We start from the raw sequence: 11,607 nt of genomic DNA, 5'->3' as shown, positions 1-11,607 counted from the left end.
AGAGCAGCGGACTCATAATCCGTCGGTCACGGGTTCAAGTCCCGTCCGCCCTACGACTCGAGGCAGGGGGAGGACGCTCATGGCCGGGCACCGCATCTTCGGAACGCCGTTCGCGGCCATCCACCCCCACTACGTCGCGAAGGCCGAGCGCAAGGGCCGGTCCCGCGCCGAGGTCGACGAGGTCATCCGGTGGCTGACGGGCTACGACGAGGCGGGGCTCCAGGCGACTCTCGACGACGAGGTGACACTCGAGGCGTTCTTCGCCGACGCTCCGGCGATGAACCCGCACGCGACCCTCATCACGGGGCTCATCTGCGGGATCCGGGTGGAGGAGATCGACGACCCGCTGATGCAGAAGATCCGCTACATGGACAAGCTCGTCGACGAGGTGGGCCGCGGCAAGAAGATGGAGTCGATCCTGCGGGCGCCGAAGAGCTGACCCGGCTGGAAGAGCTGACCCGGCTACTCCGCGCCGAAGGCGTGCAGCCCGAGGGCCGAGCTCAGCAGCTCGCACGCCGCACGGCCGCGCACGCTCGTGCCCTGGCCGTCGAGCGGGGGACTGACGACAGCCGCACCGAGGCGCCCGGGAGCCGACAGCACGATCGCCCCGGAGACGCTCGACTTCGCCGGCACGCCGACGGCACGCATCCATCGCCCCGAGCCGTCGTAGACACCGCACGTGGCCATCACCGAGACGACGTCGCGCGCGACCCGGGCCGAGACCACCCGCTCACCCGAGACGGGGTTCACCCCGCCGAACGCGAGCGTCGCGCCCATCACGGAGAGCGCCACAGCGTCGACGAGCACGGCGCAGGCATGGGCGTAGACCTCCACGGCGTCATCGGCGCTCACGTCGAGCGTTCCCTCCGAGCGCATGAGGTGGGCGAGGGCGTGGTTGCGGTCGCCGAAAGCGTGCTCGCTGCGGGCCACGTTGTCGTCGACCTCGAGGCGCCGCGCGGCGAACGCCGACAGGCCCTGCAGGATGCGCCGGCTGCGGCCGTCGGCATCCCCGCCGTCGACGAGCGCGGCGGTGAGCAGCGCGCCCGCGTTCACCATGGGGTTCGGCGGCCGGCCGGTGCCGGTCTCGAGCTTGAGGGCGTCGAAGGCCTCGCCCGTCGGCTCGATGCCGACGAGGTCGAAGGCGTCGCCTCCCGTGTCCTCGAGGGCGAGCGCGAACAGGAACGGCTTCACCGCCGACTGGATGCTCACGAGCGAGTCGGCCTCGTCGGAGGCCCGGACCGTGCCGTCGGGAAGCGTGATGGCGATGCCGCAGAGCTCCGGATCGGCCGCCGCGAGCTGGGGGATGCTGTCATCGACCTCACCGCCGCGCTCAGTAAGCACCCGGGCTCGGAGCTGCTGCAGGTCGTAGCGGCGGGGGTCGGCGGACGCACTCATCCGCCCAGCCTGACACAGGGCCGGGAGTGTGCGCCGCGGGAGGCCGGGCAGTCGCTGCGGGGCCGGGCTCCGAATAGGCTGGAGACTCATCGCGAGGCGGTAGGAGCACGATGCGCAACCGGGACGACAGCACGCAGGAGGGCTTCGACTCGCGCTTCGACGCGGCCTTCCAGCCGGGATTCACCGAGACGGACGACGGCGGGGGCCTGCAGCGGCTCGGCCTCGAACCCGGTGCGGCACCCTCCTCCCCGCCGACGCTCGACGGCTCGGCGGCGACGAGGCGCCCGCGCCCGCTCGTCGACCGGTTCGTCGTGGCCATCTGGATCCTGGGCGCGCTGCTCCTGGCCACCGGCATCGCGGGCATCAACAGCCTCGTGCTCGGTTTCGACCGCTCCGGATCCAGCGAAATCACACCCGACTACCTGATCCTGGTCATCGTGACCCAGGTGTCGCCCTGGCTCATCGCCGTGGGCCTCGCCGCCCTCATCGGAACCCTGTTCCTCCTCGCCGCACGTTGGGAGCGCCGCCCATGACCCCCGAACAAGCCCACGCCCCCGCGCCGGAGCGCACCGGCCAGCACGGGCAGCCGAGCCCCTCGGAGCGCGCCGCCCCGCTCACCCTGGAGGAGTTCGGCGAGCACACCGGCGCCATCCTGGCGAACCTCGAGAGCGTCATCGACGGCAAGACCGAGGCGGCGACCCTCGCCCTCATCGTGCTCATCGCCGAGGGCCACCTCCTCGTGGAGGACGTGCCGGGCGTCGGCAAGACCACCCTCGCCAAGGCTCTCGCCACGAGCGTCGGCTGCACGGTGAGCCGCATCCAATTCACGCCCGACCTGCTGCCCTCCGACGTCACCGGTGTCTCGATCTACAACCAGAGCGACCACGCCTTCGAGTTCAAGCGCGGCGCGGTCTTCGCCAACATCGTGATCGCCGACGAGATCAACCGCGCCTCGCCCAAGACCCAGTCAGCCCTGCTCGAGTGCATGGAGGAGGGGCAGGTCTCGGTCGACGGAACGACGCATCCGCTCGAACCGCCCTTCATCGTCGTGGCCACCCAGAACCCGATCGAGATGGAGGGCACCTACGCCCTTCCCGAGGCCCAGCGCGACCGCTTCATGGCTCGGCTCTCGATGGGCTATCCGGATGCCGCGGCGGAGCTCTCGATGCTGCACCACCGCGAGACCCAGAGCCCGCTCGACCGCCTCACCGCCGTGATCGACAAGACCCGGCTCGCCGAGCTCATCGCCACGGCCCGCGCCATCTACGTCAGCCGCGCCGTGGAGTCGTACGTCGTGTCGCTCGTGCAGGCCACCCGCACGCACCCCGAGTTCCGCCTCGGGGCGAGCCCCCGCGGAACCCTGCACCTCGTGCGCGCCGCCAAGGTGCTCGCCGCCCTCAACGGCCGTGAGTTCGTGGTGCCCGACGACGTCAACCAGCTCGTCGTGCCCGTGCTCGCCCACCGGATCGTCGCCACCCGTCGCGCGGCCGGCGACGCGCGCGGTGGCGGCACGCAGGCGATCGCCGAGGCGCTGCGGGGCATCATCGCCGCCACGCCCGTGCCGCTCACCCGCTCCCGCTCGGCATGACCGCCCGCCCGCATCGACAGGGCTGGGCGCGCCTCACCCCCAGGGGCTGGGGTCTCGTGGCCGCCGCCGTGGTCGTCTTCGTGCTCACCCAGGTGCTGCGGCGCCAGGAGCTCGCGTACCTCGCGTGCTTCCTCATCGCCGTGCCGGTGTTCTCCCTCGCCTGGGTCGCGCTCCGCCGCCTCGCGGTGACCGTGCGCCGACGTTTCGACCCCGAGTCGGGCGTGGTCGACCAGCGGATCGTCGTGGCCCTCTACCTGCAGAACTGGGGCCGCGTGAGCACCCCCGCGGGCGTCTGGACCGAGCACGCGGCTGCGCCGCTGCGCTCCTCCCGCCCGGCCCCCCTTCCGGTGCTGCCCGGCTACGCCTCCGCCACGCTCGACGAGCCGGGCCTGCAGGTGCTCCGCTACGACCTCGACACCCGGGTGCGCGGTGCGCACCGCATCGGCCCGTTCGAGGTGACGCTCGCCGATCCGTTCGGCTGCGCCGTGCGCAAGGTCGAGCTCGGCGGCAGCGATGTCGTGCTCGTCACGCCCACCGTCTACGAGCTCGCCAGGATCGACCTGCGACTGTCCTCCGGCGACGGCGCCGAGCAGGTCTCCCGCCGCCTCGTCGGCGCGGGGGAGCAGGATGTCATCGCCCGCAAGTACCTGCCGGGCGACTCGATGCGCCGAGTGCACTGGCCCGCCACGGCGAAGCACGGCGAGCTCATGGTGCGGCAGGACGACCAGCGCAACGACCAGGACGCCGTGATCGTGCTCGATCCGGCCTCGTTCGCCGCACCGGGCACCGCGGGCACCGGTGGCGCCGGGGGCACTGCGGGAACCAGGCGCCGGGCTCGCCACGCCCTCATCGACGACTCGTTCGAGTGGGCGGTGAGCACCGCCGCGTCGATCGCCCTGCACCTCATGAACGAGGGCTTCGGCGTGCGGATGATCGGAGCCGCGGCCCGCACGGGGGCGGCCGCCGGCGCACCCGACGTCGCCGAGGTGCAGACGGCGCCCTTCGGCGCGCAGCGTGTCGTGCAGGATCTCGCCTGGGCACGACCCGGCACCGCCGAGGATCCCCTCGCCTTCAGGATCGCGGTCGAGGAGGCCGCTCTCACGTCGCCCGACGCCCCGCCGGTGTTCGCGGTGGTCTCCGGTGCGTCGGGTGCCGCCGCTCGCATCCGCGACCTCGCCGCGATGTCGTCGCACGCCGTCGCCTTCGTGGTGGGCGAGCAGCGCGACCCCGCGGTCGCCGCAGAACTCCGCGGATCCGGCTGGACGGTGGTCGAGGCCGGTCCCTACGAGCGCCTCACGGCCCTCTGGAAGGCGCTCGGCGACGCGAGGGGGCCCGGATGAGCGCGGCAGACCGTCCGGGCATGGCGGCGCGCTTCGGCGCACGGGCCGCCGAGCGCCGCGGAGCGTGGCTCAGCACACTCGCAATCGCCCTCTGCCTCGGCATCGCCCTCGGCGGGCTCGCACCGCTGCTGCAGGGGGTCACCTGGTGGTTCGCCGCCATGGCCATGATCGCGGCGGTGCTCGGCGTCTCCGCCCTGCTGCGAGACAGGGGAGCACCCGAGATCACGGTCGTCGCGGTCTCCGCCATCGTCTGGGGCGCGCTGGTCATCCTGCTGTACGCGGCCGACACGCTGTGGTTCGTGGCGCCGACCTTCGACACGCTCCGGGACATCGCGGCCGACCTCGCGGATGCGCGCTTCTCGATCGCCGAGCAGGAGTCGCCGGCGATCGCGGAGGGGCCGATCACGCAGCTGCTCGTCATGGCCGTCGGACTCATCGCGATCATCTCCGACGAGCTCGCGAGCGGGCTCCGCACGCCGGTGCTCGCCGGGGTGGGCCCGCTCGCCCTGCTCGCCGTCACCCCGATCATCAGCGAAGGCCCTCCCGACCTGCTCCTCTACGTGCTGACCGCGGCGGCCTTCCTCCTCGTGATCTGGTGCAGCTCCCGGATCGGCCGCGCCCCGAGGCCCGGGCGCGGCGGGCGCAACCCGGGGCTGGCGGTCGCGGTCGGCGCCGGCGCCCTCGCCGCCATGATCGCGCTCCCGACCGTCGTCCCCGGGCTGACCGCGGAGTCGCTCGCCGACGACGGCTCGTCCAGCCGCTTCCCGTCGGTCTACTCCAGTGGCGTCGACCCGACCATCCAGCTGGGCCGCGACCTCCGCCGGAGCGACCCCGTGCTCTCGCTCACCTACTCCACGGATTCCGAGGACGGCCTCTACCTCAAGATGGTCAACCTCACCGACTTCTCCACGGACACCTGGGAGCCCGAGCGCCCCTACCAGGCCGATCGGTACCGGGGTGGGCCGTTCGGCACGCCCCAGGGTCTCGCCCCGGACGTGCCGGTCACCACGCAGGCCACCACGGTCTCGATCGCGGGCCTCCGGAGCGACTGGCTGCCGCTGCCGTACCCCACCCAGCAGGTCGACGAGCTCCTCGGCACGTGGATGCTGTCGCCCGGCAGCTTCACGGTGACGGAGCTCCGCGGAGACACCCAGGGCCTCAACTACCAGGTCACGGGCCTCGACATCCAGCCCACCGCCCAGCAGCTCGCCGACGCCGGCGGGATCGTGCCGGACGGGTTCGACCGGTTCCTCGAGGTGCCCACGGGCCTCGACCCGATCGTGGCGCAGACCGCCGCCGCCGTCACGGCGGGGGCCGCCACCAACTACGACCAGGCGGTCGCACTGCAGGAGTACTTCCGCTCCGACGAGTTCTCGTACACGCTCACCGCTCCGGATGCCACGGCCTACGAGGGCGGCAACACCCAGATGATCCCGGCCTTCCTCGCCGCGAAGGAGGGCTACTGCGTGCACTACGCGGCGTCGATGGCGGTCATGGCGCGCACCCTCGGCATCCCGTCCCGGATCGCGATCGGCTACGCGCCCGGCCAGAGCGCCGACCGCACCTCCGAGGGCGGCCGCGCTCTCTACGAGGTCTACACCGACCAGCTGCACTCCTGGCCCGAGCTCTACTTCGAGGGAGTGGGCTGGCTGCCCTTCGAGCCGACACCGGGGCTCGACTTCACGCCTCCGGACTACAGCCTGCCCGACTACGCGCAGTCGGACGCGGGCAACCCGGATGCCGCGGCCGAGACCCCCGAGACGGAGACCACCGACCCCGCCGACCGCCCCGACAGCGAGCAGGCTGCTCCTGCCGCCACCACGGCGGAGCAGGCCGTGCTCGCCCAGGTGCGGGGCTGGGGCACCTTCCTCGCCGTGCTCGGCGGCGTGGCGCTGATCGTTCTGGCACCCCTGCTGCTGCGACGGGCTCGGCGTGCCCGCAGGCTCCGCGAGCTCGGGTCGACCGGGCTGCCCGCGACCCTCGCCTGGATCGAGCTCGAGGACACCCTGGACGACCTGCGGGTGCAGCGGTCGGCGGGGGACACCCTCGTGGACCTCGCGGCCCGTCTCGCCGGCGACCACCTGGTGCCGGTGGATCCGCTCGAGCGCCTCCGGCGCGGCGTGGAGTGGGAGCAGTACGCACGGCCCGGATCGGCCGACGACGAGACCCGCACCGGGCTCGCCGACGACCTCCGCGAGGTGCTCGCCGCGCTCGAGGCCGAGGCCACCCCGCGCGACCGCACGATCGCCCGGCTGCTACCGGTCTCGCTGCTCCGGCGCCGCCGGGCGTCTACCCCGGCGGGGGCGCTCGTCCCGTAGCGGCCGCCGCAGCCCCGCGAGGCCCCCGGGCATCCGCTCGAGATCGTCGAGCCAGGTGAGGGCGGCCCGCGCCAGGTGCACCCTCGCCAGCCCGGCTGCCTCGGCAAGGGGGGTGTGGTCACCAGGTTCCGGCAGAGCCTGCCACGCGGCCCGGTAGCCCTCGAGCAGGGGGCCGGCGTCGGCGCCCCGGAGACTCGCCGCCAGCAGCACCTTGAACACCATGTCGCCCCACGCCGAGACGCCGCCGAGCGCCGGGTCGTCGAGCCAGGCATCCGCTGCGCGACGGCCCTCGGTGGTGAGGCCGTAGAGGGGGAGTCCGTCGTCGGTGCTGCCCGTGACCGTCACGAGGCCGGCCGTGCCGAGGCGCTCGAGGGTCGAGTAGATCTGGCCCACGTTGATGCCACCCACGCGGTCGGTGCGCGCCTCGAGCTCGGTGTGCAGCTGGAGTCCGTAGAGCTCCGACTCGCCGAGCACGGCGAGGATCCCCGAGCGCACCGACATCCCCTCCGCCTCTCCACGAAATATTCACTGAGTATATGTCTGAGAGTTCCGGCGCGGCGGGATGACACGGTTGTGATTCGCGGATCCGCTCTGGCAAGATGTGAGCACAACTGCACAGCCCGTTCCATCCCGTTCACAGGTCGTTGGGGAAGACGTACCTCACGAATGGAGATGAAAATGGCGGCAACCGTTGCACGCGGGGTGGTCTATGTCCACTCCGCTCCTCGCGCGCTCTGCCCCCACGTCGAGTGGGCCGCAGGTCGCGCTATCGGTCGTGCAGTGAACTTCGACTGGATCGAGCAGCCCGTGCTGCGCGGTTCGCAGCGCGCCGACTTCTTCTGGGAGGGCGCGCCCGGAACCGGTGCCGCCATCGCCTCCGCCCTCCGCGGCTGGGAGCACCTCCGCTACGAGGTCACCGAGGATCCGAGCGAGGGCTACGACGGCGGGCGCTGGATGCACACGCCCGACCTCGGCATCCACTACGCCCAGGTCGACTCCTCCGGCAACACCGTCATCGCCGAGGATCGCATCCGGAACGCCATGGAGCTCGCCGGCACCAACGCTCTCGAACTGCACCGCGAGCTCCGACTCGCCCTCGGCCAGGCCTGGGACGACGAGCTCGAGCCCTTCCGCTACGCCAGCGACATGAGCCCGGTCGTCTACCTCCACCGCGGAGTGGGCTAGAGCACCCGAAACGGGCACGACCCGTCAGTTCGTCCCCTCGTAAGTGCTTCGGAGGGGGACGAAGTGACGGGTCGTCGGGGTCAGGCCGTCTTGAAAGCGACGACCGCGTTGTGGCCGCCGAAGCCGAACGAGTTGCTGATCGCGACGAGTTCACCCTCGGGGAGCTGCCGCGGCTCGCGGACGACGTCGAGGGGGATCTCGGGGTCCTGCTCCGAGAGGTTGATGGTGGGGGGAGCGGTGCGCTCGTGCAGGGCGAGCACCGTGAAGATGGCCTCGATGGCACCGGCGCCGCCGAGGAGGTGGCCCGTGGAGGCCTTCGTCGCGGAGACGGGGATCTCGTGCAGGCGGTCGCCGAAGACCTGCAGGAGGGCCTTGTACTCGGCGATGTCACCCACGGGCGTCGAGGTGGCGTGGGCGTTGATGTGTGCCACGTCGTCGAGCGAGTATCCGGCGGTCGCGACGGCCGCGAGCATGGCGCGGGCGGCGGCCGAGCCCTCGGGGTCCGGAGCGGTGATGTGGTACGCGTCGCTCGTGACGGCACCGCCGAGCAGCTCGGCGTAGATCTTGGCGCCTCGGGCGAGGGCGTGCTCCTCGGTCTCGAGCACGAGGGCGGCTGCGCCCTCGCCGAGCACGAAGCCGTCGCGCGTGAGGTCGTAGGGGCGGGATGCCGTGGCCGGGTCGTCGTTGCGCTTGGAGAGCGCCTGCATCGAGGCGAAGGCGGCGATCGGCAGCGGGTGGATGGCGGCCTCGGAGCCTCCCGCGATGATGATGTCGGCGTAGCCGGCCTGAAGGTGCTCCCAGGCGTTCACGATCGACTCGGTGCTGGAGGCGCAGGCCGAGACCACGGTGCGGGCGCCGGCGCGCGCGCCGAGCGACATCTCGATGGCGGCGGCGGGGCCGTTGGGCATGAGCATGGGCACGGTCATGGGCAGCACCCGGCGGGGGCCTTTCTCGCGCAGGGTGTCCCAGGCGTCGAGCAGGGTCCAGACCCCGCCGATGCCGGTGGCCCAGTCGACGCCGAAGCGCTCGGGCACGACGTCGGGGGAGCCTGCGTCTTCCCACGCCTCACGGGCGGCGATGAGCGCGAACTGGCTGCCGGGGTCGAGGCGCTTGGTCTCGATGCGCTCGAGCGACTCCGAGGCGGGCACGCGGGCCTGAGCGGCGAAGGTGACCGGCAGCTCGCGCTCCGCGACCCAGTCCTGGGTGAGCGTGCTGGCGCCGGACTCGCCTGCGAGCAGGTTCTTCCAGCTCTCGGGGGCGGTGCCGCCGAGGGGGGAGGTCGTGCCGATGCCGGTGACGACGATCTTCTTCGTGCTCATGGTGAAACTTTCTGTGGGTGGTCAGTCCAGGGTGCCGGGAACGGCGGGTGCTGCAGGGCGCGGGAGGTCGGCAGGATCGGATCTGAAGAACGTGATCCTGCCGACCAGGCGCAGGTGGGGCGGTGTCAGCCCTGGGCGGCGACGATGAAGGTGACGGCGTCGCCGACCGTCTTGAGGTTCTTGACCTCTTCGTCGGGGATCTTCACGTCGAACTTCTCCTCGGCGTTCACGACGATGGTCATCATCGAGATCGAGTCGATGTCGAGGTCGTCGGTGAAGGACTTGTCCAGCTCGACAGTGTCGGTCGCGATGCCGGTCTCGTCGTTGATGAGCTCGGCCAGCCCGGCCAGTACTTCTTCGTTGGACAGTGCCATTGTTCTTCTCCTTGAGGTGTGGTTTGACCGAGATTCAGTGTAGTCAGTGGATTCAGGGCAGGACGACGACCTGCGCGCCGAACACGAGACCGGCGCCGAAGCCGATCTGCAGCGCGAGACCGCCGGACAGCGACGGGTTCTCCGCCAGCAGCCTGTGCGTGGCGAGCGGGATCGACGCGGCCGAGGTGTTTCCGGTGGTCTCGATGTCGCGACCGATGGCGACGGACTCCGGGAGCTTCAGCTGCTTGGCGAACTCGTCGATGATGCGCATGTTGGCCTGGTGCGGGATGAAGGCGGCCAGGTCGTCGACGGTCACCCCGGCGGCCTCGAGGGCCTGCTTGGCGACCTTGACCATCTCCCACACGGCCCAGCGGAACACGGCCTGGCCGTTCTGGCGGAGGGTCGGCCACTCGGTCTCCTGGTCGCGGAACGCGATGCTCGTGCCGGTCATGAAGATCTCGTCGCGCTTGGTCGCATCCGAGCCCCAGATGGTGGGGCCGATGCCGACGCTGTCGCTCGGGCCCACGACCGCGGCTCCCGCCCCGTCACCGAGGAGGAACGAGATCGACCGGTCGGTCGGGTCGACGTACTCCGAGAGCTTCTCGGCGCCGATCACGAGCACGTACTCGGCGAGACCGGCCCTGATGAGCGAGTCGGCCTGGCCGATGCCGTAGGCGTACCCGGCGCAGGCCGCACTGATGTCGTAGGCGGCGGCGTGCGGTGCGCCGATCCGCTCGGCCACGTGCGTGGCGAGCGAGGGCGTGATGACCGGGTTGCTGATGGTGGAGACGAGGATGGCGCCGATCTGCGACGGCAGGATGCCGGCTCCCTCGATGGCCTCCTTCGCGGCGGCCTCGGCGAGGTCGACGGCGAAGACGTCGTGCGAGGCGCGCTTGCGCTCGGCGATGCCGGTGCGCTGGCGGATCCACTCGTCGGAGGAGTCGATCGGGCCGACCAGGTCGTCGTTGACGACCGAGAGGTCGCCGCGGGCAGCGCCGATGGCGTGGATGCGGGTGAACTGGGGGCCGGAGCTCTGCGTGAGGGTGGGCTGCGTCATGGGGGTTACCGCGAGGCCTTCCGTGTGTCGGGTGAGATGGCGGTCGCTCAGGCGGCCTGGTCGAGGAGGTCGAAGGCGGCCGCGAGGTCGTCGGGGGTCTTGACGGCGACGGCCGGCACGCCCTTGAGGCCGCGCTTGGCGAGGCCGGTGAGGGCGCCGGCGGGGGCGACCTCGATGAGTCCGGTGACCCCGGCGGCCGCGAAGGCCTCCATGTCGAGGTCCCAGCGCACGGGGGAGGAGACCTGGCCCACGAGCAGCTCGACGAATCGGGCTCCCGAGTCGACGCGCGATCCGTCGTTGTTGGTCCAGATCGGCAGTGTCGGGTCGGCGGGGTGCACCGAGGCGGCGACGGCCGCGAGCCGGTCGACGGCAGGGGCCATGAAGTGGGTGTGGAAGGCGCCGGCCACCTGCAGGGGCACGACGCGCACGCCGCGCGGCACGCTCTCGGCGAGACGGGCGAGGGCGTCGGGGGCACCGGCCACCACGATCTGGCCGCCGCCGTTGTAGTTGGCGGGAAGAACGCCGACCTCGTCGAAGAGGGCCAGCAGCTCGGCCTGGTCGCCTCCCACCACCGCGCTCATGCCGGTGGTGGTCACGGCCGCCGCATCGGCCATGGCACGGCCTCGCTCGCCGACGATGCGCATGGCGTCACCCTTGGTGAGGATGCCGGCGCCGGCGGCTGCGGTGATCTCGCCCACCGAGTGTCCGGCGATGCCGCCCACCCGCGCGCGCCGACCGGCGGTGTTGGAGAGACCGTCGAACAGCGCGTCGAGGGTCAGGATGCCGGTGGCCACGATGAGCGGCTGGGCCACCGCGGTGTCGCGGATCGTGTCGGCGTCGCTCACGGTGCCGTGCTGCACGAGGTCGACCCCGGCGGCGTCGCCCAGTTCTTCGAGGGTGTCGCGGAAGGACGGCTCGGCGATCCAGGGTTCCAAGAAGCCGGGGGTCTGCGAGCCCTGGCCCGGGCATACGACGACGATCATCAGTTCAGTCTCCCAAAGGTTCGGTGATTGCTTGTGTCGATCGCATAC

12 protein-coding genes are annotated in these 11,607 nt (G+C 71.7%); 6 read left to right on the top strand and 6 right to left on the bottom strand.

Features of this window, described 5'->3' with window-relative positions; genetic code table 11:
* Positions 1 to 79: 79 nt before the first annotated feature.
* A complete protein-coding gene (locus Q0D57_RS01425; protein WP_291036983.1) occupies positions 80 to 439 on the top strand; it encodes a DUF2200 domain-containing protein in 360 nt (119 codons plus the stop codon).
* Positions 440 to 462: 23 nt separating this feature from the next.
* Here Q0D57_RS01425 and glsA read toward each other — a convergent pair whose 3' ends face one another.
* Positions 463 to 1,395 carry a glutaminase A gene (gene glsA / locus Q0D57_RS01420; RefSeq protein ID WP_291036981.1) on the bottom strand — a complete coding sequence of 311 codons (933 nt, stop codon included), beginning with the start codon at positions 1,393 to 1,395 and terminating at the stop codon, positions 463 to 465.
* 110 nt (positions 1,396 to 1,505) lie between these two features.
* Between glsA and Q0D57_RS01415 the strand changes: the two genes are divergently transcribed.
* From Q0D57_RS01415 to Q0D57_RS01400, 4 genes are read left to right on the top strand one after another with little or no spacing between them, the layout of a single operon-like run.
* Positions 1,506 to 1,928 (top strand): hypothetical protein, encoded by a 423-nt coding sequence (locus Q0D57_RS01415; RefSeq protein WP_291036979.1) that lies wholly within the window; start codon positions 1,506 to 1,508, stop codon positions 1,926 to 1,928.
* Entirely contained in the window at positions 1,925 to 2,983 is a 1,059-nt protein-coding gene (locus tag Q0D57_RS01410) for a MoxR family ATPase (protein ID WP_291036977.1), read from the top strand. Before Q0D57_RS01415 ends, Q0D57_RS01410 begins: the two co-directional genes overlap by 4 nt.
* Positions 2,980 to 4,323 carry a DUF58 domain-containing protein gene (locus Q0D57_RS01405; RefSeq protein WP_291036975.1) on the top strand — a complete coding sequence of 448 codons (1,344 nt, stop codon included), beginning with the start codon at positions 2,980 to 2,982 and terminating at the stop codon, positions 4,321 to 4,323. The genes Q0D57_RS01410 and Q0D57_RS01405 overlap by 4 nt, the downstream gene beginning before the upstream one ends.
* Positions 4,320 to 6,641, top strand: coding sequence for a DUF3488 and transglutaminase-like domain-containing protein (locus Q0D57_RS01400; protein ID WP_291036973.1), 2,322 nt, complete (start codon positions 4,320 to 4,322; stop codon positions 6,639 to 6,641). The genes Q0D57_RS01405 and Q0D57_RS01400 overlap by 4 nt, the downstream gene beginning before the upstream one ends.
* Here Q0D57_RS01400 and Q0D57_RS01395 read toward each other — a convergent pair.
* The gene (locus Q0D57_RS01395) at positions 6,579 to 7,142 is read right to left on the bottom strand and encodes a PadR family transcriptional regulator (protein ID WP_291036970.1); all 564 of its coding nucleotides are present in this window, start codon (positions 7,140 to 7,142) and stop codon (positions 6,579 to 6,581) included. The genes Q0D57_RS01400 and Q0D57_RS01395 overlap by 63 nt on opposite strands.
* 177 nt (positions 7,143 to 7,319) lie before the next feature.
* On the opposite strand from Q0D57_RS01395, the gene Q0D57_RS01390 reads away from it, so the two are divergent.
* Positions 7,320 to 7,826: a DUF3145 domain-containing protein gene (locus Q0D57_RS01390; RefSeq protein ID WP_291036968.1), complete on the top strand. Its 507-nt coding sequence runs from the start codon at positions 7,320 to 7,322 to the stop codon at positions 7,824 to 7,826.
* A gap of 80 nt (positions 7,827 to 7,906) precedes the next feature.
* On the opposite strand, the gene Q0D57_RS01385 is transcribed toward Q0D57_RS01390, so the two are convergent.
* From Q0D57_RS01385 to Q0D57_RS01370, 4 genes are all read right to left on the bottom strand, one after another.
* Positions 7,907 to 9,145 carry a beta-ketoacyl-ACP synthase II gene (locus Q0D57_RS01385; RefSeq protein WP_291036966.1) on the bottom strand — a complete coding sequence of 413 codons (1,239 nt, stop codon included), beginning with the start codon at positions 9,143 to 9,145 and terminating at the stop codon, positions 7,907 to 7,909.
* Positions 9,146 to 9,270: 125 nt separating this feature from the next.
* Positions 9,271 to 9,519 carry an acyl carrier protein gene (locus tag Q0D57_RS01380; protein ID WP_259526901.1) on the bottom strand — a complete coding sequence of 83 codons (249 nt, stop codon included), beginning with the start codon at positions 9,517 to 9,519 and terminating at the stop codon, positions 9,271 to 9,273.
* A 52-nt stretch (positions 9,520 to 9,571) separates the two neighbouring features.
* Entirely contained in the window at positions 9,572 to 10,576 is a 1,005-nt protein-coding gene (locus Q0D57_RS01375) for a beta-ketoacyl-ACP synthase III (RefSeq protein WP_291036961.1), read from the bottom strand.
* Between the two features lie 47 nt (positions 10,577 to 10,623).
* Positions 10,624 to 11,559 (bottom strand): ACP S-malonyltransferase, encoded by a 936-nt coding sequence (locus Q0D57_RS01370; RefSeq protein WP_291036944.1) that lies wholly within the window; start codon positions 11,557 to 11,559, stop codon positions 10,624 to 10,626.
* Between the last annotated feature and the right edge of the window lie 48 nt (positions 11,560 to 11,607).

This window comes from Herbiconiux sp., from assembly GCF_023264895.1.
Taxonomy (GTDB): domain Bacteria; phylum Actinomycetota; class Actinomycetes; order Actinomycetales; family Microbacteriaceae; genus Herbiconiux.
The sequence above is the reverse complement of the archived record's forward strand: the minus strand, read 5'-3'. Positions and strand labels throughout refer to the sequence as shown.